A 24,534-nucleotide genomic window follows, 5' to 3' on the forward strand; every position below is an offset into this window, starting at 1 on the left:
ACCCGTCCGCCGCTAAATCCATTCCCGAAGGAACTTCATTCGCTCGACTTGCATGTGTTAGGCACGCCGCCAGCGTTCGTCCTGAGCCAGGATCAAACTCTCAATAAAAAGTTTAATCTGTTTTGCTCAAATTACTTTGAGTCTTTATAAGACTTAAAAGAATTGCTGGTTTTATACTATATTCTGTTCAATTTTCAAAGATCATTTATCTCGTCATCATCAAGCGACTTTCTTATCTTAACACCTTGTTTTCATTCTGTCAACACTTTTTTAAATTATTTTTTAGTATTAACTTCCTGTACATGGAGCTTGCCACTCTCTCAAAGACAAGACTTATTCTATCATATACTTTACACCAAATACAATAAAAATTATGTTATAATGATAAATACTCTTAAATTTCTACTTATTATTCTTTTTTTCTCATTTTTTCTATTATTGATACACTTGGTAAAGAGTACGTATAGAAAACGTTTATATACACTATTTCATTAAGTAGTATTTATAAAAATATCAATATTATTCATATAAAAATATATTTTTAAAGAAGAAATTGAAAATCGTAAAATAATAACTCGTAAACAAATCAACGAAAATTTAAAAGAAGCCAGAAGCCCCCGGAGACTTAAGTGAAAATTTTGAATATAAAGATACTAAAAGAGAAAGAGCTAGAAATGAAAGTAGAATAAATTATTATTTTATATTACTAATTTATTAATTATTTGATATAATAGTCATGTAATATTTGCATCTATAGCTCAGCTGGATAGAGTGCTGGACTTCGAATCCAGGCGTCGGGGGTTCGAGTCCCTCTAGATGCGCCAAACAAAAAGACTTAGTATTTGCCAAGTCTTTTTATATTTATATAAAGGTTCAAGTTAACAACTTGGACTTTTATTTTTATTAATTTTTTCATAAATAGAAAAATAAGGAATTAATTCACATAACTATCCTTTTTTATGGCTATTTTTGTGGATATTTTATTTATATGTTAATAAATTGGATAATTTTAAATTTTGTTCACAGTAAAAGAAAAGTTATCAACAGAAATATACACTTTTTCACAGTATAACTTATAGAGTTGTGTATTATTTTTGTTTTTAGATATGATTATAAAATAAAAAAATACCTATATTAAACTTTTATTGTTTCCATTGCAATATTGGATATTAATAAGTTTACTTTTGTTGGGGAAATAAAAAAGACAACTGACATTCAGTTGTCTTATGGAGCGGGTAGTGGGAATCGAACCCACCTTTCCAGCTTGGAAGGCTGGAGTATTAGCCGATATACGATACCCGCATATACTTAAACCATTATTAACTTTACGTACTGTGTCAATTTTGTCACTGTACTCCTCACTTATTCATATAAGCTCTGGTACTTGCTCATCATTTCCTCATACTATCCGTTCATAATGTTTTAAAATTGGAGCGGAAGACGGGACTCGAACCCGCAACATCCACCTTGGCAAGGTGGCGCTCTACCATTGAGCCACTTCCGCATATTATTATTTCTACATTTTTTATTAATTTATTATATTTTAAAATGGAGCGGGTAGTGGGAATCGAACCCACCTTTCCAGCTTGGAAGGCTGGAGTATTAGCCGATATACGATACCCGCATATATTTAAATCATTATTAACTTTTCATACTATATCAATTTCGTCACTGTACTCCTAACTTATTTATATAAGTTCTAGCGCTTGCTTCTCATTTCTTTGTACTACTCGTTCCTAATGTTTTAAAATTGGAGCGGAAGACGGGACTCGAACCCGCAACATCCACCTTGGCAAGGTGGCGCTCTACCATTGAGCCACTTCCGCATATTATTATTTATACATTTTTAAATTAATTTATTATAATTTAAAATGGAGCGGGTAGTGGGAATCGAACCCACCTTTCCAGCTTGGAAGGCTGGAGTATTAGCCGATATACGATACCCGCATATTTAAGTTATTAACAATATAAGTGGTGCAGATGAAGGGAGTCGAACCCCCACGCCAATGGCGCTAGATCCTAAGTCTAGTGCGTCTGCCAATTCCGCCACATCTGCATATTATATTGTTGGTGGCTTACCGGGGAATCGAACCCCGGACACCTTGATTAAAAGTCAAGTGCTCTACCGACTGAGCTAGTAAACCGTAATGGCAGGGATAGCAGGATTCGAACCTACGAATACCACAGTCAAAGTGTGGTGCCTTACCGCTTGGCGATATCCCTAAATGGGGTGGACGATGGGACTCGAACCCACGACAACCAGAACCACAATCTGGCGCTCTACCAACTGAACTACGTCCACCATACATGGTGCATCATCAGGGGATCGAACCCGGGACACCCTGATTAAGAGTCAGGTGCTCTACCAACTGAGCTAATGATGCATGTGTGGTGCGTGTTAAGAGATTCGAACTCCTGGCCCACGCCTTAGAAGGGCGTTGCTCTATCCAGCTGAGCTAAACACGCATTTGGAGCGGGTAGTGGGAATCGAACCCACCTTTCCAGCTTGGAAGGCTGGAGTATTAGCCGATATACGATACCCGCATATTTAAGTTATTAACAATATAAGTGGTGCAGATGAAGGGAGTCGAACCCCCACGCCAATGGCGCTAGATCCTAAGTCTAGTGCGTCTGCCAATTCCGCCACATCTGCATGTTATATTGTTGGTGGCTTACCGGGGAATCGAACCCCGGACACCTTGATTAAAAGTCAAGTGCTCTACCGACTGAGCTAGTAAACCGTAATGGCAGGGATAGCAGGATTCGAACCTACGAATACCACAGTCAAAGTGTGGTGCCTTACCGCTTGGCGATATCCCTAAATGGGGTGGACGATGGGACTCGAACCCACGACAACCAGAACCACAATCTGGCGCTCTACCAACTGAACTACGTCCACCATACATGGTGCGTGTTAAGAGATTCGAACTCCTGGCCCACGCCTTAGAAGGGCGTTGCTCTATCCAGCTGAGCTAAACACGCGTATGGAGCGGGTAGTGGGAATCGAACCCACCTTTCCAGCTTGGAAGGCTGGAGTATTAGCCGATATACGATACCCGCATATTATTTATTTTTAATGGTCGGGGTGACAGGGATCGAACCTGCGACCTCATGGTCCCAAACCACGCGCGCTCCCATCTGCGCCACACCCCGGCATTATGGTGCGTGTTAAGAGATTCGAACTCCTGGCCCACGCCTTAGAAGGGCGTTGCTCTATCCAGCTGAGCTAAACACGCTTAATATCTTGTTAGAACGTTTATCATTTTACAACGTTTCTTTTCTTATGTCAATACTTTTTTGAAGTTTTTCTTAAAATTTCAAAAATTCTTAAATGGAGCGGGTAGTGGGAATCGAACCCACCTTTCCAGCTTGGAAGGCTGGAGTATTAGCCGATATACGATACCCGCATAATTAACTGTCGTTTAAAATGGTCGGGGTGACAGGGATCGAACCTGCGACCTCATGGTCCCAAACCACGCGCGCTCCCATCTGCGCCACACCCCGAGAACATCTCGTTTCCCTCGATAAGACTTTCTCTCTCTCAACGACAAGGACTATTCTACAATATCTTATTTAATACGTCAACACTTTTTTGCAACTTTTTTTATTTTTTTACTTTAATTCCTCTATAAAGGCCTCTACAGGCTGATTTTTAACTATTTTAAGATACCCTATACTCATTCTAAATTTAACACCTCTTCCGCTAGAAACACTTCCTGGGTTCATTATAATCATATCTCCTTCATGCTTTATCATCGGTATATGTGTATGACCATATAATACAATATCAGCATCTACTTCTCTACCTCTATAGTAAATTGAATTAAAACCAAAGTTAACATTATATTTATTACCATGAGTCATATATATTTTTTTATCATTTAAAATTACAATTCTTTCTACTGGATTTATCATCTTAAAGTCACAATTACCACATACTGCATATACCTCCCCCTTAAATCCTTCTGTTAAATTCTCTAAGTCACCTTCTCCATCTCCTAAAAACAACAAAACATCACATTTTGATATAGCCTTTTTAGCTAAATCTACAGCCTCACTATTATTATGAGAATCACTTACCACTGCTACTAACATAAAACTCCTCCTTCTTTATTTAATGATGACTTCTGAATGATGAGTGATAAATTATTAATGTGGAAACTAAAAGAGTTTCTAAAAAAACATACTTCTCTAAACTTCCTTTGGATAGTTTATTCATCAATTCATCATTCTTCATTCATCATTGTCTATGTCTAAGTATTATAGTTGTATTAATATCTTCTTTAATTCTTTTAAGGCATTTCCTCTATGAGAAACTGAATTTTTTTCTTCTGATGATGCTTCTGCAAAAGTTTTATTAAATCCTGGATAGAAGAATAATGGGTCATAGCCAAAGAAGTCTCCATCCATAAGTTCTTCTTTTATATACCCTTCTACAGTCCCTCTAATAACTTCTTTTGTATCATTACCTATTAAAGCTAATGCACATACGAATCTACCTCTTCTCTCTTCACCTTTAGCAGACTTCATCCTATCTAAAAGTTTAATGTTATTTGCATAGTCATTACCATGCTCGCCACTATACCTTGCTGAGTATATACCTGGCTCTCCATTTAAATAATCAATTTCTAATCCTGAGTCATCTGCTAAAACTAAGGCATCACCTTTATTATTAGTTAAGAGATATTTATATATTTCTGATGCTTTCTTAAGAGCATTTTCTTCAAAGGTACTTCCATCTTCCACCACATCTATATCTATATTTTCATCCTTTAAAGAACATATTTCAAAATTATGCTCATTAAGCATATTTTTTAATTCTTTTACTTTCTTTTCATTATTACTAGCTAAAACAATCTTTCTCATTACTTAGATTCTCCTGTTCCAATCCATAATGCATCCATCTTTAGGCAATCTTTTTGTAATTGAATCATTTGTTTAATACCTTTTTCACCTAAATTTAATATTTCATTTAATTCACTTCTGGTAAATGGAGCTTCTTCCCCTGTACCTTGTATTTCTACAAACTCTCCATCATCAGTACCAATGATATTCATATCCACCTTTGCATTTGAATCTTCCTCATAGCATAAATCTAATAGCTTTTCTTCTCCAACAATACCAACACTAGTTGCACAAACAAACTTTCTTATTGGATAAACTTTAAAACTTTTTTGCTTGTGAATTTTATTTACTGCATCTACTAATGCTATAAATGCACCTGTAATACTTGTTGTTCTAGTACCTCCATCAGCTTGAATAACATCACAGTCAATCCAGATTGTCTTTTCACCTAATGCCTTTAAATCAACAACTGATCTTAATGCTCTTCCAATAAGTCTTTGAATCTCCATTGTTCTCCCATCAAGTTTTAATCTAGCTATATCTCTTACCTTTCTAGTTGCCGTAGATCTTGGAAGCATATTATATTCTGCTGTTATCCAACCTTCTCCACTCCCCTTTAAAAATGGTGGTACTTTATCTTCAATAGATGCTGTACAAATCACCTTTGTATCTCCTACTTCAATTAATACAGAACCCTCAGCATGCTTTATATAGTTCCTTGTTACTTTTGTATGTCTAACCTGATCGTTTTTTCTACCATCAATACGCATAATTCTCCTCCAACTAATAGTTTTAATATTTACTTTTAATATCTTATATTTATAGTATCATCTTGTTTTATTATCTTATTACTAAAAAAATGCACTTTTTCCTCTTATAACTCATATTATTAATATAAGAATTACTTTGAGAGGTGAATAAATTGAGATATATGGGTCCATTTTTTAGAATGAATAATCTTTCTCAAGATGAAATTAACACACAGCTTTTCTTTTTTGCTAAGGAAGCAATTAGAACAATCGTGCTTGAATCTAAATGTGGATTAGTATCTTCTATAAAAAGCTACAAAAGACTTTCCTCTAACAATGATATTAGCATAAATAGTAATATTTCTCCACTACTCTGCGTATACAAAAAAGCTTCACCTAACTATATTCATAGTAAAAATTCAAATGGTTTTGATGAAGATACCTTTAGAAAAGAAATTAATCCAACCTCCAATGCTCTAATGACATTATCAATTCTTGAACTTGCTGACTACTACGATAACTTTAAAGGCAAGGATAGGAATCTATATGCATTTCATGATATATATATAAAACTAGCTAAAGAACAGCTAGAATTTTATTCAGTGAATTTAAGAAGTGCTGATGGTACATTTACAAGTAAAAAAAATAATGGTGAAAATAATTATAAAAACTTTAACTTATCTGATAAAGATAAGAAGTTTAAATTTTCTGATCAAGCTTACATGATGCTTGCTTACTACTTATATTCATTAAAAAATCCTGAAAGTGATGTATATGATGCCTATAAGGCTTTTGCCATGGAAATTCTACAAGTCTTTGTAGAATTTAAAGATAAGATATATGAAACTTCCTTAGATGAGATATGTAAAATATTATTAGCATTTAACGTTCTATATAGTTATGATGATTTAGATGACTTAAAACTGTTAATAATAGACTTTGCTGATTATGCTATGAATAAACTAGATGAAAAAGATTATTATGTTGAAGAATTAGATACTGTATGCCTTTGCTCCATAGCATTATCACTATCTTATAAACATACAAATATCCTAGGTTTTTTTGACAAGACATCCGAAATCATTAACAAACTTTATGATTTATATGATGCTAAAAACGAAGCCTTTTATAAACTTTCTTCAAAGAAGGATATAAAGTATTCATGTTTTGATATTAACTTTTATTTTCTTGCCTTTGTTATTTATTCTGATATAAATGAAAATAAGTCATCATATAAAGATCTCATTTCTTCAATATATAAGAAATTTTTTATTTCTTCTGGCATAATAACAAGCTGGCCTGAGGCCCCTACACTTGACGACTATGAACGGTATCGAGGATATAGTTTAAAATCTACTGATATGCTTAATGAAACTTATTTTAAAATGTCCAACATTCCTACTCCATCAAGCAGCGGTACTGCTCCAATATTTATTAAATATGTAAATTACAATAAGAAGAAGGATGAATTTACAACAAGTCACATATCCTTCGACAGCTACAAAAACTTCTTTTTATTTTACTTATTTATTTTCTTCTTTAAAGATAAATGCATAAATAATCTATATAATTCTTCATATGGTACAGATCCATTCCCTTTAAATACAGAAACTATTCCTAACATTGATACTATTATAGAAAGCAACCCAATGTCTGATAAAGATATTTCTGATAAAGAAAATAAAAATAATATACCTAATAATCCTACCGATTTATCTGAAAATATAGATTATAATCTTAACAACTCATCAGCTGATATATTATCTAATGATATTGGTGAAGACTATTTATCATATAATGATATAACTAGAGAGGAGGATACTGAAGATGCTTTTGTAGTCGATGAAAAGAACGAGGATTAATGTATATAAGGTCTCTTTAATGAGACCTTAGACCTTATTTTCTTATAGCGCTAAAATTAATATTACCATTACAATCCAATGTTAATCCTGTAATATCATTATTAACTGCAATATTTTCATTATAAAATAGAAGTGGAAGAATGCTATATGAATTAAAAATATTATCTTCTATATTAAAATAATTTTCTTCCTGCCATGTTTCTATAGATAAATCTTCATTATACTCATCAATAACTCTATATACATCATCTTCATTCTTAACTTCCCAATTAAATATTATTAAATCATAATATCCCTCATCGATTATACCTTCTATATCTTCCTCATCTACTAACTTTACCACTAATGTATAGCTTGTATTTTCATCTATCCAATCAGAAATGATATTTACAAGTTCTTTATTATCAACATTATTCTCTGCTACTAAAATAATGCTTTCTTCATCTTTCCAAGAATTATCCATATTAGTAAGAACCTTTCTTTCCTGCAACTTATCAGCGCTGCTTTCTTCACCTCTATAATATTTTCCTTCTGCACAAATCATGGATGATTCATTGTTTTCAATATAATTCCTTATAGCAGAGTCTAATAATGAATATATTTTTTTTCTACCATTTATCGGTATAGCACTTTCATCCAAATTAAAGCTAGCATAAACTGCTTCATTGGAAGGTAATGTTATAAGCTTTCCCTGTTCCCTTAAGCGTTGCAATTGGTTTCTTGGTGGATTTACAACAATATCCCTATTACCTACCTCAAAGGCAGCTAATGCTACATCTTCTGATTTATCCTCTACTATGCTAAGAACTTTAGGAAGTTCTCCATTAGATTTTTCATTTCTATGTAATATAATTTTACTATCATCAATTGAGCTTATATAATAATCACCACTATACACTAAAGAGGTATAATTTTTATTAATAAACTCCCAACTTAGTACATTTTTTCTTAATCTATATTGAGGCTTAGATAGCTGTACTAAAAAATCATCATCAGTAGAATTTAAGCGCATTATCAAATTGTTACCTTGAGCCCATATGGCTACTGTCTCTTTAAAGTTACCTTCATTTTCTAAATATGCTCTTGCTCCATAGACATTCATAAGAGCTTCTATATCATCTTCATTTTCCTCAGTTAATATTTCCCTAAAGAACTGTACTAAATCATCAGCTGTTATGATTTTGCCATCACTCCAAAAAACATCATCTCTAATGGTAAAATTATATTGTATGCCATTATCAGTTACTTCCACACTCTTAGCTAATGCAGGCATCATCTTTCCTTGGCTATCTATTTCAATAAGTCCTTTGCTTACAGCACATATTATATCCTGTTGTCTAGTGTTAAGACTTGCTATGTTTCTCATATCATCTGGAATATTATTTATAGAGTATACTATATCATCCTTTTCAGCTTCCTTTCCATTATTCCCTTTATCTATAAACCCTAAAAGAAACACTACAGTGGCTATGGTTATTAATATTGTTATTATTAACCTCTTCAATTACGCCACCTCCTTCCAATAATAATAAGTATATCCATAACTAAATTAACCTAATCAGCCCCTTTATTTATTTCTTATATTTTTGTATAATTTTTATAATATATTAATTTAAAAATTTGGAGGTGCATTATGTCATCTGTAGTACAAGTTATGCAAATAATGTTTTATGGAGTAGCAACATTATTTATGATTTGCTTTATGATTATAGGAATATGGGCATTTGTTTTATATACAAAAATGTTTAAAAATAGCAGAATAAAAAACTATCTTCTACAAAAGATAAATGATAGTATTTCTTCTTTAAATGAAAAAAATAGCTACAATGATTTCCAAGATGAATCTTTTAACAATTCTTCATCTATACTTGAAGAATCTTTATTTGAAAAATCAAAAAGTGATGATATAGAGCCTGGAGACTCTCTTTATAAAATAACATAATAAAATGGCTGTATCATTTTGATACAGCCATTTTAAGCTACTTATATGATAAGAAATATTATATAATATATTTCCTTTATATCATCTTTTCAAAGTCATCTTCAGTAAGAACTGTTACTCCAAGTTCTTGTGCTTTTGTAAGCTTTGAACCTGCTTCTTCTCCAGCAATTACATAATCAGTTTTTTTGCTGACACTGCCTGAAACTTTTGCTCCTAAACTTTCAAGCTTAGATTTTATTTCAGATCTAGAATACTTCTGCATTGTTCCTGTCACTACTACTATTTTACCACTAAATCCACTTTCAATAACTTCCTTTTCCTCATAAATTGGATTTATTCCTAATTCTAAAAGTTCATTAATAGTATTAATAACTTTTTCTTCATGGAAAAACTCCAAGACACATTTAGCAACTATATCACCTACATCTGAAACTGAAATAAGTTCCTCAAAAGTAGCTTCTTTAAATCCATCAATAGACTTAAACTTATCTACTAAATCTTTAGCAGTCTTAACTCCTACATTTGGTATTCCTAATGCATAGATAAATCTATATAATTCTGGTGTCTTACTTTTTTCCACAGCATCTAATAAATTTTGTGCCTTTTTTTCACCAAATTTATCAAGAGTTACAAGTTCTTCTTTTTTAAGCTTATATAAATCTGCTATTGATCTTATATCAAGCTTTTCAAATAACTGTTCCGCAGTCTTTTCTGAAAACCCAGCAATATTCATAGCTTCTCTTGAAGCAAAGTGAACTATACTCTTAACCATTTGAGGTTTGCATGATAGAGTATTTTCACAGAAGTAATGCGCTCCATCTAAAACTAAATGACTTCCACAGGAAGGACATACTTTTGGTGCATTTATCTCTTTTGAACCTTCTATGGTAGATTCTACTACACCCATTATTTCTGGTATAACATCATTTGATCTACGTACAAATACATCAGCACCTATTCTTACACCTTTTCTTCTAATATCATCCATGTTATTTAATGTTGCTCTTTTGACGGTAACTCCAGCAAGTTCTATTGGTTCCAATATGGCCGTAGGCCCTACTCTTCCACTTCTTCCAACATTCCATTCAACATCTAAAAGCGTAGTTGTAGCTTCTTGTGCTTCAAACTTAAAAGCTATTGCCCACTTAGGGAACTTAACAGTATAACCTAATAGTTCTCTAGTTCTCATATCATCAACGGCTACTACCACTCCATCTATATCGTAATTTAAGTCAAATCTCATTGCTTCTATTTCTTTAATATACTTTTCTACTTCTTCTAAAGTAGTAGCATATCTTATATATTCATCCATTGGAAGTCCTTTTTCCTTGATAAATTTAAGCATTTCTTCATAATTCTTAAATGCATTTCCTTCTTTATATCCTACATCATAAAAAAATGCTGAAAGACCTCTTCTGGCTGTTTCCTTTACATTTAAATTTCTTAATGCTCCAGCAGCCCCATTCCTTAAATTCTTAAGTGGTGTTTCAGAAATGGAATTATACTTATCAAAAGCTTCCTGGGTCATTATTGCTTCACCATGAACTTCAAAAAGATCTCCGATGCTTGTCTTTAAAGGTATTTCCTTGATTGTCTTTACTTGAGCTGTTACATCTTCCCCTGTTTCACCTGTACCTCTAGTAGCTGCAACTTCTAATATTCCTTCTTCATTATAAGTAAGGTTTATGGTAAGACCATCAAACTTCTTTGTTATAACATATCTTAATGGAGGTAGGTTTTCACCTCTGTCATTCATTTCATTTACAAATTTAACATTTCTATTATGCCATTCCTTTATTTCTTCCATGCTTTGAGCCTTATCTAAGCTCCAAAGCCTTGCTTTATGAATATATTTTCTAAAGCCTTCTAAGACAACATCCCCTACCCTTTGAGTTGGTGAGTAAGGAAGTACATATCCTGTTTCATTTTCTAACTCTTTAAGCTCATCATACTTTAAATCATACTCCTTATCAGTGACTGATGGCCTATCTAATGAATAATACTCATAAGCATATCTATTTAAAAGTTCTACTAATTCTTCTATACGAGCTTTATTATCCATACTTACCTCCAAATTTCCTTAATTATAATACTTCTAATTTTGCTATAGACTGCATAAGGTTTTTAATTCCTTGACTATTAAATGCTATGGTAAGCTTCTTATCCCCATTTGAATCAGCTACTGCCACAACAGTACCTAGACCAAACACCTTATGTCTTACCTTTCTTCCTACAGTAATGTCTTCAGAAACTCCTGAAGTATTGCTATCTGATAAAGTTTTAGCTTTATTTGTCCCAAAGCCTCGGGCACCATTTGATGAATATCCACTTCTTATGCTATGAGGATTATTTCTCATGTCTTTTCCTGCCATCATTGCTCTTGTAGCATCTATGGCACTTCTCTTGGTTTCCATCACAACATATTCTCTTAAATTTGGTTTTATTTCTGCTATAAAGTCTGATTGTGGATATGAAACTGTTCTACCAAATACTCTTCTTACCTCTGCTGAAGTCATATATAGCATTTCTTTAGCTCTTGTTATACCAACATAACAAAGCCTTCTTGATTCCTCCATTTCTGTATCACTATCAAAAGAAGCTGCTCCTGGGAATAATCCATTTTCCATTCCTACCATAAATACTATTGGGAATTCAAGCCCCTTAGCACTATGTACTGTCATAAGTACTACTGCTCCATTATCATCATCTTCCTCTTCCAACTTATCTGTATCTTGTACTAATGAAACTTTTTCTAAATATGCAGAAAGACTCTTATCTTCACTTGTCTTTTCAAAATCAACAGCATCTGAAACAAGTTCCTTTAAATTTTCAATTCTACTCTTATCTTCTATATCCTTAGATGATTCTAACTCTTTTAAATATCCTGTCTTATTAAGTATTTCTTCTATTAAATGAGATACTGGAACTGTTTCGCTAAGTATTGCAAGCTCCTCCATCAATGACATAAATCCATCTATACCAGTACAATTTCTAGCTGTAAGAGTTGGTATAGTTCTTACTTCACTTAATCCATCCCAAAGACTTAACTCATAATTTTCCACAAAATCTAATACCTTACCAATGGTAGCATCACCAATTCCTCTTTTTGGTACATTAATAATTCTTCTTAATGCAATACTATCCTCTGGGTTTACAAGTACTTTTAAATAAGAAAGCATATCTTTAATTTCTTTTCTATCATAAAATCTAGTTCCACCTATAATTTTATAAGCTATACCAGCCCTTCTTAAACTTTCTTCAAAAATACGTGATTGTGCATTTGTTCTATAAAGAATAGCAAAATCTTTATTCTTTTTGCTTTGCTCACCTTTTAGCTTTGTTATCCTTGAAGCAACAAAACTTCCTTCATCTGTATCAGAATAAGCCCTATACACTTGTATTTTTTCACCTGGCTCTTGCTCAGTTCTTAATGCCTTGCTCTTTCTATTGGCATTATTTAAAATAACCACATTAGCAGCATCTAAAATATTTCCTTTAGATCTATAATTTTGCTCAAGCTTAATTACTTTAGCGTCTGGATAATCTTTTTCAAATCCTAATATTATTCTGATATCAGAACCTCTCCATCCATAGATACTTTGATCATCATCACCTACAACACAAATATTTCTATGCTTTTCTGCTAATAATCTTACTAGTTCATATTGAACTGCATTAGTATCTTGATATTCATCAACCATTATATATTGGAATTTTCTTTGGTAAAACTCTAATGTTTCTGCATCTTTTTTAAATAATTCTACAGTTTTAAATATAAGATCATCAAAATCTAAAGCATTATTTTCCTTTAATCTTTTTTGATACATCTTATATACTTCTGCTATCTTCTTTTCTCTAAAGTTTGATTCATGCTGTCTATAATACGAATCTGGAGATAACATATTATCCTTAGCTCTGCTTATCTTACCCATGATTTCTTGTTCAGAAATATCTTTATCATTTATTTGTAAAGCCTTTATACATTCTTTTAATAATGTCTTTTGGTCTGAAGAATCATATATAGTAAAATTCTTTTTATAACCTATCTTTTCAATTTCTCTTCTTAATATTCTTACACAAGTGGAGTGGAATGTCGATATCCACATATCTTCAGCCTTTTCACCAATTAACGAAACAACTCTCTCCTTCATCTCTTTAGCTGCTTTGTTTGTAAATGTTATGGCTAAAATCTTATACGGAAATATATTTAAATCCTCAATCATATGTGCCATCCTATGTGTCAGTACCCTTGTTTTACCTGAACCTGCTCCTGCTAAAATAAGCACTGGTCCCTCAACAGTTACAGCACCTTCATATTGTTCCTTGTTTAATAATGCTTTTAAATCCAAAAAACATCCTCCTCTCCAATTTATCATTGCTATTATATCACAATAGACTCTTTCTTATTATTATTGACATTTTTATTATATTAACTATATTATAATATAAAATTCTATTCAAACAAACGTTCGAATACAATTATTATTAAATTTTTCTTTAAAAATCTATTTTTAGACAACAAAAAACGCAACCATTGGGGCTAGGTTGCGCTTCAGCAATAAGCAATAAATAAAAAAGGGGGCTATTCATTCCTTTTATTTATCCTTGCAATAACATTATATAGAAGACATTTAAAAAAATCAATATGTTTTATATAAATATTTACATTTTTCCTAAAATGTGAATCTTACTATAAAAACATTAAAATTTATTCGTTAAAACCCTTTTAAAATTGCAATTTCTTCTTCTGTTAACTCTCTATATTCGCCTTCCTCTAAGTCTTCATCTAAAGGTAAAGTACCAAATTCGATTCTCTTTAAGTATGTAACCTTCTTACCTACTGCTTCAAACATTCTCTTCACTTGATGAAACTTTCCTTCTTGTATAGTCAAGACAATTTCAGAACCTTCTTCAGATGCTTTTTGTATCTCTAAAATTGCTTCCTTACATCTATATCCATCATCTAATGCTATTCCATGTTTAAATTTTTCAATATCTTCTTCTGTAACTTTTTCATTTATTTTAGCAAAATAAACCTTATCTACTTTCCACTTTGGCGATATTAGTCTATGATTCAAGTCACCATCATTAGTTAATAACAGAAGCCCTACTGTATCCTTATCTAATCTACCTACTGGAAAAGGTTCAAATACTTGATGTTCAACTTCTAATAAATCAATTACTGTTTCATCCTTATTATCAAAAGTTGCTGAAATAACTCCTGCTGGCTTGTTCATCATTAAATATATAAACTCTCTATAGAAAATTTCCTCACCATTTATAACAATTTTATCTTTTTCTGGATCAACTTTCATAGCACTATCTTTTATAGTAATTCCATTTACTTGAACCATTCCATTTTTAACTATCTTCTTAAGATCCTTTCTTGTTCCATATCCTAAATTAGATAATATCTTATCTATTCTTTCCACTTTCTATACACCTCGCATTTTTTCTTTAGCTAATAATAGACTATTCTAATTTATCCTATCTGTAAAGTTTTATCTTGCATAACTAATCAAGTATTTTACATAACATTTAATTTATGTTAAATTAATACAGTTAGTGTAATTTAATAAAAGACAGTTCATTAAGACCATCCTGTCTATAAACAAAACTAGGCATAAATAATAAAAAAGGGTTATTTTATTGTGCCATCTTTAGCAGAATAAAATAAATCTTTTTTTACTTTGGAGGAAAAAATTATGGATAATACAGCTATTGTTGTTTTCAGTGGAGGTCAAGATTCCACAACATGTTTATTTTGGGCTTTAGAAAAATTTGAAAGGGTAATTGCTGTTACTTTTGATTATAATCAAAGACATAAGCTAGAAATTGAATGTGCAAAAAATATAGCTAAGGATTTAGGTGTTGAACATCATATACTTAATATGGATCTTTTAAATCAATTAACTCCTAATGCCCTTACACGCAGTGATATAGATATTAAAAATGGTGAAGATGGTAATCTTCCATCAACTTTTGTAGAGGGTAGAAATATGGTTTTTCTTACCTTTGCAGCTATACTTGCTAAAGTAAAGGGTGCTAGACATATAGTTACCGGCGTATGTGAAACAGATTTTAGTGGCTATCCTGATTGTAGAGATATATTCATTAAATCATTAAACGTCACTACCAATCTTGCTATGGATTATAACTTTGTTATTCACACACCATTGATGTGGATAGATAAAGCTGCTACTTGGAAAATGGCTGATAAATATGGAAAGCTTGATTACGTAAGAAATAATACTCTTACATGCTATAATGGGATAATTGGTGATGGTTGTGGTGAATGTCCTGCCTGCATTTTAAGGAAGAGAGGTCTTGAAGCTTATTTAAATAATAAATCTTAGAAAATTGCTAAGGAGTGAAGATATAAAACTATCTTCACCCCTTAATTATTTCACTTTTTTTACATCCCCACGCCTTTCCATCATTACTATAAGGACTTTAGCATATTAGCATATAAATCTCATCTATATTTATTTTAAAAATCTTTTTATTACCATAAGTTTTTTATCACTATATGGTGGATACATCAGTGTGGTATTTAATACTCTACTCTTTTTAAGTACGCTCTTTCTATGAGAAAATGTCCTAAAGCTTTCTTCTCCATGATATGCTCCCATACCAGCATTTCCTACACCACCAAAGGGAAGATTTGAATTTGCCAAATGTAGTATTGTATCATTTATTGAAACTCCACCAGATGATATTTCATTTAACACCTTTTTTTCAACTCTTTTATCACTGGTAAATAGATATAATGCTAAAGGTTTCGGTTGTTTATTTATTGCATTTACAACTTCATTTAAATCACTATATTCCATTATTGGAAGTATAGGACCAAAAATTTCTTCCTTCATACAGGCTGCATTCCAATCCTTTACCTGAATTATCGAAGGAGCTATATATTTTTCTTCTTCATCATATTCCCCACCATATATCAAACCTTCTTTATCACTCTCCAATATATTACGCAATCTATTAAAATGTCTCTCATTTATTATACGTCCTAGAGATTCACTTACTTTTATATCATCACCATAAAAGTCATTAATGGATCTTTTCATTTCCTTAATGAGTTCATTCTTTATAGATTCATGAACCATTACATAATCAGGTGCCACACAAGTCTGTCCTGCATTTACTGTCTTTCCCCATATTATCTTATCTGCTGCACTTCTTATATTAGCACTCTTATCAACTATAACAGGACTTTTGCCCCCTAGCTCTAAGGTAACAGGCACAAGATTCTTTGCTGCTGCCTCCATAACAATTCTCCCTACAGCCGTACTTCCTGTAAAAAATATATAATCAAACTTAGAATTTATAAGAGCTGTATTAGTATCTATAGCCCCTTCCACAGCACATATATAACTTTCATCAAAAGCTTCACCAACAATCTTCAATATTACTTTTGCTACATTAGGTGCCATTTCAGAAGGCTTAATCACCGCACAGTTTCCAGCAGCTATAACGCCCACTAAAGGTTCCACAATCAATTGAAATGGATAATTATATGGTCCTATTATTAATACTGTTCCATATGGTTCACTAATAATAAAACTCTTTGCTGGCATTAAAAAGATTGGAGTCTTAACCTTTGTTGGCTTAGCCCATCTCTTTAAATTCTTCATAGCCTCTTCTATACTGTTATAGACAAAGCCCACTTCTGTAGCATATGATTCAACCTTATTTTTTCTTAAATCTAAATGTAATGCTTCAAATATTTCATCTTCATATCTTTTTATAGTATTTTTAAGTCTTCTTAGTGCTTTAATCCTAAATTCTATATTTTTAGTAACTTGTGTATTAAAAAAATTATTATGTTCTTCAAGTATATTTTCAACATCATAACTATTTAAGTCCTTTGTATTCATATCTATCATCTTCTTTCTTATATAATTATTCACTTTCTAAGCAAATCTAAACTTTTTGATTTGGCTATTCTCATAAAAAATTCATTAAATAAAATTTTATATCCTTCAAACCACAAAACATTCTTATTAAGTATATCACCTTTAAGAAAATTTTCATTTACTGATAAATTAATATATTATTAATCTCTCAAATATATATTTACATTGTTAGCTATTACAATTAATGGTATGATTGTTCATATGGAATTATTTGTATTATCAATTTGTACAAATATTAATTTAATATTTATAGGAGGATATATTTATGATATTTTATGGTCAAGAAACTGAAAAGGAAGAAAAAAAACAAGATGTTTCTAATATAGCTATGGAAAAGCTATTAAAATCTAGAACTATAGTGATTTCTGGTGAAATCACTCAAGCTTTAGCAGAAAAGGTAACTACTCAATTATTAGTTCTTGAACAAATGGGTGACGAGCCAATTAAAATATTTATCAATAGCCAAGGAGGGCATGTTGAATCTGGTGACACCATTCATGATATGATTAAATTTGTTAAACCAAAAGTAATAATTATAGGAACAGGCTGGGTGGCAAGTGCAGGAATTACTATTTATCTAGCTGCTGATAAAGAAAATAGATACTCTCTACCTAATACAAGATATATGATTCATCAACCAATAGGTGGTTTCCAAGGTCAAGCAACTGATATAGGTATTGAAGCTGAGGAAATTTTAAGAGTACGTAAAAGAATAAATACTATTATCAGTGAAGCTACTGGTCAACCATTTGAAAAAGTAGAGGAAGATACCGATAGAAACTATTGGTTAAGTACAAAAGAAGCCATTGATTATGGTTTGGTAAACAAGATTATTACAACTCATGCTGAATTTGAATATTAATATATAAGGGCAGTAGATAGATTTGTGTAAAATACAAATCTATCTACTGCCCCCTGAAGCCTTTATTTTAGCTAAATGAATAATGTAACCACCATAGTTGTACCAAAATCCTTTTTACTTTTACATTCTATTGTTCCATTTAGTAATTCAATAATTCTTTTGCTAATGGACAGCCCTAGTCCACTACCACTTTTCTTATGAGACTCTTCACATTGATAAAACTTATCAAAAATTTTATGAAGCTTTTTCTCTTCAATGCCTATTCCATTATCACTTATACTTACTGCAACACTTTTATCATTTAATCTTTTTACAGATATATCTATTTTACAATTATCACCGGAGTACTTAATTGCATTATCAATTAAATTTATCCATACCTGCTGCAACATATCAGCATCACTAAAAATACTTACCTTTTCCAAATTAATAGAAAAGTCTATTTCCTTCTCAGACCATTTTTCACTTAAAAGTATTATACATTTTCTAATCTGTTCATCTAATCTTATTTTTTGTACACTAGAAACAATTACTTGGCTATCTAGTCTTGACATATGAAGCATATTTTCACAAAGCCTAGAAATTCTCATTGATTCATTATTTATTACTTCTAAATATTCATGTATTTCATTTTCATCAATATTACCATCTAATAATATTTCAGTAAAACCTGTTATCGCTGCAATAGGCGTCTTTATCTCATGAGATACATTTCTCATAAAATCTTTTCGCATATAATCCATACCATCTAATTCAGCCACCATTTTATTTACATTTTTAGCAAGCTCATCAACTTCATTGATATATTCATATTCACAGTTAGTAGTATCTCTTCTTTTAATACTTACTTTAAAGTTTCCCTCTGCAACCTGCTTTACTGTATTACTTACATCAATTAAAGGTTTAGTTAAATGCCCAGCTCCAATCCATAAAGAAATCCAAGCAATTATTAGTGCTAATATTAAGATAAATATACATATTACAACTATGATTTCATTAGTTATCTGCCCTATATAAAATATATTAATAGTACCTATAATTACTAATGTAGAGATAATACATGAACTGATAAAAATTAAAATTGAAATAATGGATATATATTTTCTAAGGGTCCACTTATACTTTATTTTTCTACTCTCCATTTTACTTTCTTCCTTAATTATCATTATATCTTAGCTTTATACCCTAAACCTCTCACTGTTATTATTTCAAAATCATTACAATTTTCAAACTTTCTACGTAATTTTTTTATATGAGAATCTATTGTTCTATCATCTATTTCTGTATCCATACCCCATATTTCATCCATTAATTCCATTCTAGTAAATATTTTATTTGGGCTGCTTAAAAGCTTAAATATTAAATAAAACTCTTTAGGTGGCATATTATACTCTTCTCCATCATAGATTATTGTCAATGAATCGTAATCTAAAATAGTGTTACCTAGTATTAATCGTCTTTCGTTGGCAATTTTTGCTCTTCTTAAAAGTGCATTTACCCTTAAAATCATTTCTCTCATATTTATTGGTTTTATCATATAGTCATCTGTACCTGCTACAAATCCCTTTTCCATATCTTCAATTTGATTTTTAGCAGTAATCATTAAGATAGGCATGGTATAGTTAGCAATTCTTAAAGTCTTTGTTAATTCATATCCATCTATTCCTGGCATCATAACATCACTTATTATCAAGTCTATATGTTCATGCTCAAGTACTTCTAGTGCTTCTTCTCCATTAAAAGCACTAAAAACATTATAGGTTTCCATTTTTAACTTAGCACTCATCATTTTATTTAAATTTTCATTATCTTCAACAACTAAAATAGAAAACATTATTACTCACCTTCTTTAATTACTTTTTCCTCAAATACTATTAGTGAAATTATAATTTAAAAAGTAAATGGATGCAAATATATATGTTTGCATCCACTTACTATATTTTCTTTATTTTAATTTTTATTAACTAACTTGCTCTACTCTTTCCTTGTAGACTATTTTTTTCTACATCTAAAACAACATCTGCAATATTCATTGTTGATTTTCTATGAGATACAATGATTATTGTCTTATTTTCTTTACTTTCCATAAGGGATTTTAATATTATTCCTTCATTTAAACTATCAAGATTACTTGTTGGTTCATCTAAAAGAATCATTGGAGCATCATGTAAGAAAGCTCTTGCTATTCCTATTCTTTGCTTTTCTCCACCTGATAAGTTTCCACCTAATTCACCAACTTTTGAATCATATCCCTTTGGAAGACTCATAATAAAATCATGAATTGATGCTTTTTTAGCTGCTGCTATTATTTCTTCCATAGTAGCATTTTCTTTAGCTATCCCAATATTATTGGCAATGGTATCATTAAATAAATAGGTATCTTGTGTTACAAATGACTGCATTTTTCTTAAATCAGATGTATTTATTTCATTAATATTTTTACCACCAATAGTAATTGCACCATTATTTACTTCCCAGAATCTCATAAGAAGCTTTAATAAAGTAGATTTACCACAACCACTTTTTCCATATATACCAATTATGGTATTTTTCTTTATCTCCATATTAAAATCTTCTAAAATAACTTCATCGTCATAAGCAAACGAAACATTTTCTAACTTCATATCTGCAAACTCAACAGTTTCTTTTCCACTTACTTCTTCCACAGCTGGCTCTTCTTCTAAAAGGTCAAGCACTCTGTTTCCTGCAGCAATTGTATGGAATAAGTTATTAGATAAGTTACTTATAGCAACTACTGGTCCAAATGAACTCATTAAAGCAATTAATGGAATTATTACTTGTGTAAAATCTACTTGTCCTTTATTGTAAAAAATACATCCTGCAAATAACATAACCATACTGCATAATAGTATTGCTGTATCAGTAACTGCTCTATTGCTACCTTCTTGCTTTAATAAAAACTTTTGCTTTGTTTCAAGTTCATCAGTTCTTCTATTTATTTCATCTAAACGCTCTTTACCAACACCATATTGAATAATATCGTTTATTCCTCTTATACTACTTAAGAAATAAGAATTTAGATCTCCCAGTTCATCTCTATATTGCTGTCCTGTTTCATCTCCTTGGTTTGAAGACCATACAGGAATAATTACTCCAACAATAAAATATGCTACTAAAGCAATAGCTCCTAAAAATATATTATAACTTCCTATAAATATAGTCATAATAACTGAAGTTATAAAAGCTATAATAATTGGAGATATTGTATGGGCATAAAATACCTCTAATAATTCTGTATCTGTTGTAATTATAGAAATTAAATTTCCTTTATCTTTACCTTCTAATTTTGCTGGTGCTAGTTTGCGAAGTTTAATAAAAACTTTATGACGTATAAGTGCCAACAATTTAAAAGCAATATAATGATTTGAACCTTGCTCTGCATATCTTAAAATGCCTCTAAGTACTGCACATATAACTATACCAATAATTACTTGCTTTAATGAAAGTGCTGTTGCAAATCCTAAAATATTTAATAATCCTACTCCACCAAGAACTATGATAAATATAGCTGTAAGAAAACCTATAACTCCCATAGTTATAGCTGCGATCATTACATGTACTAGAGGAAGCACAAGGCCTATTAGCTTGTACATAACTTTTAAACCATTTCTATTCATTTACTGCTCCTCCTTTTCCATACTGTTCTAATTGTTTTTGTCTATTGTATAAACTAGCATATTCACCATTATTATTAATAAGTTCATTATGCGTACCTGCTTCAGCTACTTTTCCATCTTTCATTGCATAAATACAATCTGACTTAACAACATTTTGAAGGCGGTGAGAAATTAAAATTACTGTTTTTGTTTCTGCTAGTTTATTAATTACTGCCATTATTTCATTTTCACTTTCTGCATCTATATTAGATGTAGCTTCATCGAAAATATATACTGGAGTATCATGAAGAATTGCTCTTGCCAAGTTTAATCTTTGCTTTTGTCCACCTGAAAGGTTAGAACCTTGTTCTAAAAGCTTAGTATTAATACCATCTTGCTCATTCATGAACTCAAGAAGATTAACTTTACGTAACGCTTCCTCCATTTGTTCTTTAGTTGCATCATTTTTACCCATACGAAGATTTTCTTCCACTGTTCCTTTAAAAATATTTGGATTATGAGTAACTAATGTTATATTTTTCATGATACTTTCTTCTTTAATATTAGAAAGCTCTTTTTCACCTATATGTATATTGCCACTATAGCCTTTATTTCTTCCCATTATAATATTAGTAATAGTACTTTTACCACAACCTGATTCACCAACTATAGATACAAATCCTTTTTCACTAATATCTAAATCAACACCATTTAAAATACTTCTTTCTTCATCATAAGCAAAGCCTACATTTTTAAATGATATTGCTAAGTTATTTTCATCAATTACTTCTGTCTTTTCTTCACCTTCATCAAGGTCTAATATTTTAAATATTTTCTTACTTGCTGCCATACCATTCATAGCTATATGGAAGAATGATCCTAATAATCTAAGAGGTATAAAAAATTCACTAGACAACATTATTATTGCAAATAATCCCCCAATTGTAAGATTACCCTTAGAAAACTCCAACAACGCAACAATTATTCCTAATCCTGCTCCTCCATAAGCAACTAAATCCATCACACTTATAGAGTTTAATTGCATTATAAGTACTCTCATAGTAATTTTTCTAAACTGCTCTGCATCTTTGTCCATTTCTACAGTTCTTCTAGCATCTGCTTCATAAATCTTTAAAGTAGTTAATCCTTGTAAATTTTCCAAGAAGCTGTCTCCTAAACCTGTATATATTCCCCAATATTTTGCTAGTAACTTTTTAGCAAACTTTTGTACTGCCACTATTGATATTGGAATAAGTGGTACACATACTAAAAGAACAGCTGAAGCCTTGATATTAACAAATGCTAAAATAATAAATAACGTAACAGGTGCAGCTAAACTGTAAAATAATTGTGCTAAATATTTACCAAAGTAAATTTCCAGCTGCTCTACTCCTTCTCCTGAAACTTGTACTATTTCAGCTGTAGGTATCTTATCCTCATATGAAGAACCTAACCTTAATAACTTATTATAAATATTTTCTCTTAATGTCTTCTTCACATCTGCTGCTGCATAGAAACTTGCATTACTTGATTTCTTATAACAAAATGATCTTATTATTACTACAAGCAAATCAATTACAACTGCTATAATTACCATATTGGTATTTATACTGTCATTTAACAAGTTTTCTAGTAAATATGCAAAAGAGAAAATAAATACTACATTGCATAAAAGTGCAATCCAATTCCAGATTACCATTTGAGCAACATACTTTTTAGAATCTTTAAGCAAATTCATTAATCGTTTGTTAATCATTGTATCCCTCTTTCCTTTAAAGTTATTTTCAAAGAAATGGTAAATTTTCAATGTTCCCATTTCTAAAAATTATCTTTATCTTTTCTAACACTTTATTACTTATAAAATTATAAAGAATAAATATGACTTGAATATGACCATCATTCTCAATTAGATGTTTTTATAAATTAAATTAAATAAAAAACACAGCTATTTTTTTTAAATAAAACTGTGTTTTTAGCTTATTTGCTATAAATATTTATCCATGTTAATAATCTATTATTAGATAGTTTATCATTTTATTTATAGCACTTTTATTATTTACTCCTTAAAAATATTCAAAGTTTATTCCTTAATTATCAATTACCTTTATGTAGTTTCATTAAAAAAACTGATATTTCCCTATACTCATTAACCATATGATTTAAGGTTTCAATAATATCTCTATTAGCATCAGAAGCTTCTATTTTTCCTATTACCTTATCACCTTGCTTTACTCCCATATCCATTGCCTTAACTGCATTTTCTAAAACCTCTTCATCATCAGTTATAAGTGCATCTTTTAATTTGCTAAAAAGACTGCCAATCTCTTGTCCTATACCCAATGATTCATCAACTTCTCCACCTAATTTATCTATTTGTGAAACTACTATTTCCTTTTGAGATGCAAAGGTAGAAAGTATCTTTTTAAATTCATTTTTTAAATCCTGACTTTCTAGCTTTTCTTCATAAGATTTAAAAGTATCAGATCCCATATTAATTCCCACTAAAAAATCGTTTAATAATTTAATAAGTTCACTATTATCCATTACATTCACCTCTTGATAGTAATTTTTCAAATTTTTAAATTATTTATTCATTTTTTTAATTTTATTATTAAAAAAGTGGCTTTCGCCACGCTCCCTTCGGGAATTTAATTTTAAGTATTCTAAAAGGCATAGAACTAACATCGGTTCTATGCTATATTTTTCCTATTAATTAATACTTTATTCCGTAT

At 30.9% G+C, this 24,534-nt stretch carries 17 protein-coding genes, 23 tRNA genes, 1 rRNA gene and 1 pseudogene; 6 read left to right on the top strand and 36 right to left on the bottom strand.

The genetic code is table 11. The features are described 5' to 3' along the window. A 16S ribosomal RNA gene (locus H8R92_RS12380) occupies positions 1 to 108 on the bottom strand; the annotation flags it as partial. Positions 109 to 649: 541 nt separating this feature from the next. On the opposite strand from H8R92_RS12380, the pseudogene H8R92_RS13540 reads away from it, so the two are divergent. Both H8R92_RS13540 and H8R92_RS12390 read left to right on the top strand, forming a co-directional pair. Then, positions 650 to 718, top strand: a pseudogene (locus H8R92_RS13540) (hypothetical protein); the annotation flags it as partial. 29 nt (positions 719 to 747) lie between these two features. Beyond that, positions 748 to 824 (top strand) — tRNA-Arg (locus H8R92_RS12390). A 403-nt stretch (positions 825 to 1,227) separates the two neighbouring features. Here H8R92_RS12390 and H8R92_RS12395 read toward each other — a convergent pair. The 25 genes from H8R92_RS12395 to rph form a co-directional block, all read right to left on the bottom strand. Beyond that, positions 1,228 to 1,302 (bottom strand) — tRNA-Gly (locus H8R92_RS12395). 127 nt (positions 1,303 to 1,429) lie between these two features. Next, positions 1,430 to 1,504 (bottom strand) — tRNA-Gly (locus tag H8R92_RS12400). Between the two features lie 45 nt (positions 1,505 to 1,549). Continuing rightward, positions 1,550 to 1,624, bottom strand: a tRNA-Gly gene (locus H8R92_RS12405). A gap of 127 nt (positions 1,625 to 1,751) precedes the next feature. Beyond that, a tRNA-Gly gene (locus H8R92_RS12410) sits at positions 1,752 to 1,826 on the bottom strand. A gap of 46 nt (positions 1,827 to 1,872) precedes the next feature. After that, positions 1,873 to 1,947: transfer RNA gene (locus H8R92_RS12415), tRNA-Gly, on the bottom strand. A 25-nt stretch (positions 1,948 to 1,972) separates the two neighbouring features. After that, positions 1,973 to 2,056: transfer RNA gene (locus H8R92_RS12420), tRNA-Leu, on the bottom strand. A gap of 12 nt (positions 2,057 to 2,068) precedes the next feature. Further along, positions 2,069 to 2,144: transfer RNA gene (locus H8R92_RS12425), tRNA-Lys, on the bottom strand. A 4-nt stretch (positions 2,145 to 2,148) separates the two neighbouring features. Next, a tRNA-Gln gene (locus tag H8R92_RS12430) sits at positions 2,149 to 2,223 on the bottom strand. A gap of 3 nt (positions 2,224 to 2,226) precedes the next feature. After that, positions 2,227 to 2,302 (bottom strand) — tRNA-His (locus tag H8R92_RS12435). A gap of 6 nt (positions 2,303 to 2,308) precedes the next feature. Next, positions 2,309 to 2,384, bottom strand: a tRNA-Lys gene (locus tag H8R92_RS12440). A gap of 5 nt (positions 2,385 to 2,389) precedes the next feature. Further along, positions 2,390 to 2,466, bottom strand: a tRNA-Arg gene (locus H8R92_RS12445). A 3-nt stretch (positions 2,467 to 2,469) separates the two neighbouring features. After that, a tRNA-Gly gene (locus H8R92_RS12450) sits at positions 2,470 to 2,544 on the bottom strand. Between the two features lie 25 nt (positions 2,545 to 2,569). Further along, positions 2,570 to 2,653: transfer RNA gene (locus H8R92_RS12455), tRNA-Leu, on the bottom strand. 12 nt (positions 2,654 to 2,665) lie between these two features. Further along, a tRNA-Lys gene (locus tag H8R92_RS12460) sits at positions 2,666 to 2,741 on the bottom strand. A gap of 4 nt (positions 2,742 to 2,745) precedes the next feature. After that, positions 2,746 to 2,820, bottom strand: a tRNA-Gln gene (locus H8R92_RS12465). 3 nt (positions 2,821 to 2,823) lie between these two features. Continuing rightward, positions 2,824 to 2,899 (bottom strand) — tRNA-His (locus H8R92_RS12470). Between the two features lie 6 nt (positions 2,900 to 2,905). Continuing rightward, positions 2,906 to 2,982, bottom strand: a tRNA-Arg gene (locus H8R92_RS12475). Between the two features lie 3 nt (positions 2,983 to 2,985). Then, a tRNA-Gly gene (locus H8R92_RS12480) sits at positions 2,986 to 3,060 on the bottom strand. Between the two features lie 17 nt (positions 3,061 to 3,077). Continuing rightward, positions 3,078 to 3,153, bottom strand: a tRNA-Pro gene (locus H8R92_RS12485). Between the two features lie 6 nt (positions 3,154 to 3,159). Beyond that, positions 3,160 to 3,236: transfer RNA gene (locus H8R92_RS12490), tRNA-Arg, on the bottom strand. Between the two features lie 96 nt (positions 3,237 to 3,332). Further along, positions 3,333 to 3,407: transfer RNA gene (locus tag H8R92_RS12495), tRNA-Gly, on the bottom strand. Positions 3,408 to 3,428: 21 nt separating this feature from the next. Then, a tRNA-Pro gene (locus H8R92_RS12500) sits at positions 3,429 to 3,504 on the bottom strand. A gap of 108 nt (positions 3,505 to 3,612) precedes the next feature. Then, a complete protein-coding gene (locus H8R92_RS12505; protein WP_022211681.1) occupies positions 3,613 to 4,095 on the bottom strand; it encodes a YfcE family phosphodiesterase in 483 nt (160 codons plus the stop codon). Positions 4,096 to 4,260: 165 nt separating this feature from the next. Beyond that, positions 4,261 to 4,866: an RdgB/HAM1 family non-canonical purine NTP pyrophosphatase gene (rdgB, locus tag H8R92_RS12510; RefSeq protein ID WP_022211680.1), complete on the bottom strand. Its 606-nt coding sequence runs from the start codon at positions 4,864 to 4,866 to the stop codon at positions 4,261 to 4,263. Continuing rightward, complete coding sequence (rph, locus tag H8R92_RS12515) at positions 4,866 to 5,615, bottom strand: ribonuclease PH (protein ID WP_022211679.1); 750 nt, start codon at positions 5,613 to 5,615, stop codon at positions 4,866 to 4,868. The genes rdgB and rph overlap by 1 nt, the downstream gene beginning before the upstream one ends. A 161-nt stretch (positions 5,616 to 5,776) precedes the next feature. On the opposite strand from rph, the gene H8R92_RS12520 reads away from it, so the two are divergent. Continuing rightward, positions 5,777 to 7,456 carry a hypothetical protein gene (locus H8R92_RS12520; protein ID WP_243166665.1) on the top strand — a complete coding sequence of 560 codons (1,680 nt, stop codon included), beginning with the start codon at positions 5,777 to 5,779 and terminating at the stop codon, positions 7,454 to 7,456. Positions 7,457 to 7,490: 34 nt separating this feature from the next. On the opposite strand, the gene H8R92_RS12525 is transcribed toward H8R92_RS12520, so the two are convergent. Continuing rightward, complete coding sequence (locus tag H8R92_RS12525) at positions 7,491 to 8,960, bottom strand: ABC transporter substrate-binding protein (RefSeq protein ID WP_022211677.1); 1,470 nt, start codon at positions 8,958 to 8,960, stop codon at positions 7,491 to 7,493. 129 nt (positions 8,961 to 9,089) lie between these two features. On the opposite strand from H8R92_RS12525, the gene H8R92_RS12530 reads away from it, so the two are divergent. After that, the gene (locus H8R92_RS12530) at positions 9,090 to 9,398 is read left to right on the top strand and encodes a hypothetical protein (protein ID WP_022211676.1); all 309 of its coding nucleotides are present in this window, start codon (positions 9,090 to 9,092) and stop codon (positions 9,396 to 9,398) included. Between the two features lie 76 nt (positions 9,399 to 9,474). Here H8R92_RS12530 and ligA read toward each other — a convergent pair whose 3' ends face one another. From ligA to H8R92_RS12545, 3 genes are all read right to left on the bottom strand, one after another. Then, positions 9,475 to 11,460 (bottom strand): NAD-dependent DNA ligase LigA, encoded by a 1,986-nt coding sequence (ligA, locus tag H8R92_RS12535; RefSeq protein ID WP_022211675.1) that lies wholly within the window; start codon positions 11,458 to 11,460, stop codon positions 9,475 to 9,477. A gap of 22 nt (positions 11,461 to 11,482) precedes the next feature. After that, positions 11,483 to 13,747: a DNA helicase PcrA gene (gene pcrA / locus H8R92_RS12540; protein WP_022211674.1), complete on the bottom strand. Its 2,265-nt coding sequence runs from the start codon at positions 13,745 to 13,747 to the stop codon at positions 11,483 to 11,485. Positions 13,748 to 14,113: 366 nt separating this feature from the next. Next, positions 14,114 to 14,830, bottom strand: coding sequence for a pseudouridine synthase (locus H8R92_RS12545; RefSeq protein WP_022211673.1), 717 nt, complete (start codon positions 14,828 to 14,830; stop codon positions 14,114 to 14,116). Positions 14,831 to 15,088: 258 nt separating this feature from the next. Between H8R92_RS12545 and queC the strand changes: the two genes are divergently transcribed. Then, positions 15,089 to 15,754, top strand: coding sequence for a 7-cyano-7-deazaguanine synthase QueC (gene queC / locus H8R92_RS12550; RefSeq protein WP_370545556.1), 666 nt, complete (start codon positions 15,089 to 15,091; stop codon positions 15,752 to 15,754). Positions 15,755 to 15,883: 129 nt separating this feature from the next. Here the strand turns inward: queC and H8R92_RS12555 are convergent, their stop codons facing one another. Beyond that, positions 15,884 to 17,284: an aldehyde dehydrogenase gene (locus tag H8R92_RS12555; RefSeq protein WP_186835624.1), complete on the bottom strand. Its 1,401-nt coding sequence runs from the start codon at positions 17,282 to 17,284 to the stop codon at positions 15,884 to 15,886. 304 nt (positions 17,285 to 17,588) lie between these two features. Here H8R92_RS12555 and H8R92_RS12560 point away from each other — a divergent pair, with 304 nt between their 5' ends. Then, on the top strand, positions 17,589 to 18,185 hold the full coding sequence (locus tag H8R92_RS12560; protein ID WP_022211671.1) for an ATP-dependent Clp protease proteolytic subunit: 597 nt from the start codon (positions 17,589 to 17,591) through the stop codon (positions 18,183 to 18,185). A 71-nt stretch (positions 18,186 to 18,256) separates the two neighbouring features. Here the strand turns inward: H8R92_RS12560 and H8R92_RS12565 are convergent, their stop codons facing one another. From H8R92_RS12565 to H8R92_RS12585, 5 genes are all read right to left on the bottom strand, one after another. Continuing rightward, a complete protein-coding gene (locus tag H8R92_RS12565; protein WP_243166664.1) occupies positions 18,257 to 19,327 on the bottom strand; it encodes a HAMP domain-containing sensor histidine kinase in 1,071 nt (356 codons plus the stop codon). A gap of 23 nt (positions 19,328 to 19,350) precedes the next feature. Further along, complete coding sequence (locus H8R92_RS12570) at positions 19,351 to 20,019, bottom strand: response regulator transcription factor (protein WP_022211669.1); 669 nt, start codon at positions 20,017 to 20,019, stop codon at positions 19,351 to 19,353. Between the two features lie 130 nt (positions 20,020 to 20,149). Beyond that, positions 20,150 to 21,823 (bottom strand): amino acid ABC transporter ATP-binding/permease protein, encoded by a 1,674-nt coding sequence (locus H8R92_RS12575; protein ID WP_022211668.1) that lies wholly within the window; start codon positions 21,821 to 21,823, stop codon positions 20,150 to 20,152. Then, positions 21,816 to 23,558, bottom strand: a complete 1,743-nt coding sequence (locus H8R92_RS12580; RefSeq protein ID WP_022211667.1) for an ABC transporter ATP-binding protein/permease — start codon at positions 23,556 to 23,558, stop codon at positions 21,816 to 21,818. The genes H8R92_RS12575 and H8R92_RS12580 overlap by 8 nt, the downstream gene beginning before the upstream one ends. 338 nt (positions 23,559 to 23,896) lie before the next feature. Further along, positions 23,897 to 24,346, bottom strand: coding sequence for a DUF2383 domain-containing protein (locus H8R92_RS12585; RefSeq protein WP_022211666.1), 450 nt, complete (start codon positions 24,344 to 24,346; stop codon positions 23,897 to 23,899). Between the last annotated feature and the right edge of the window lie 188 nt (positions 24,347 to 24,534).

The organism is Clostridium lentum, from assembly GCF_014287815.1.
GTDB lineage: Bacteria > Bacillota > Clostridia > Clostridiales > Clostridiaceae > Clostridium > Clostridium lentum.

Coding starts and splice junctions, on each gene's coding strand:
- rph (WP_022211679.1), bottom strand. CDS start 5,615: ATGCGTATTGATGGTAGAAAAAACGATCAGGTTAGACATACAAAAGTA.
- ligA (WP_022211675.1), bottom strand. CDS start 11,460: ATGGATAATAAAGCTCGTATAGAAGAATTAGTAGAACTTTTAAATAGA.
- H8R92_RS12520 (WP_243166665.1), top strand. CDS start 5,777: ATGGGTCCATTTTTTAGAATGAATAATCTTTCTCAAGATGAAATTAAC.
- H8R92_RS12560 (WP_022211671.1), top strand. CDS start 17,589: ATGATATTTTATGGTCAAGAAACTGAAAAGGAAGAAAAAAAACAAGAT.
- H8R92_RS12565 (WP_243166664.1), bottom strand. CDS start 19,327: ATGGAGAGTAGAAAAATAAAGTATAAGTGGACCCTTAGAAAATATATA.
- H8R92_RS12505 (WP_022211681.1), bottom strand. CDS start 4,095: ATGTTAGTAGCAGTGGTAAGTGATTCTCATAATAATAGTGAGGCTGTA.
- H8R92_RS12570 (WP_022211669.1), bottom strand. CDS start 20,019: ATGTTTTCTATTTTAGTTGTTGAAGATAATGAAAATTTAAATAAAATG.
- H8R92_RS12580 (WP_022211667.1), bottom strand. CDS start 23,558: ATGATTAACAAACGATTAATGAATTTGCTTAAAGATTCTAAAAAGTAT.
- H8R92_RS12555 (WP_186835624.1), bottom strand. CDS start 17,284: ATGAATACAAAGGACTTAAATAGTTATGATGTTGAAAATATACTTGAA.
- H8R92_RS12530 (WP_022211676.1), top strand. CDS start 9,090: ATGTCATCTGTAGTACAAGTTATGCAAATAATGTTTTATGGAGTAGCA.
- rdgB (WP_022211680.1), bottom strand. CDS start 4,866: ATGAGAAAGATTGTTTTAGCTAGTAATAATGAAAAGAAAGTAAAAGAA.
- H8R92_RS12575 (WP_022211668.1), bottom strand. CDS start 21,823: ATGAATAGAAATGGTTTAAAAGTTATGTACAAGCTAATAGGCCTTGTG.
- H8R92_RS12585 (WP_022211666.1), bottom strand. CDS start 24,346: ATGGATAATAGTGAACTTATTAAATTATTAAACGATTTTTTAGTGGGA.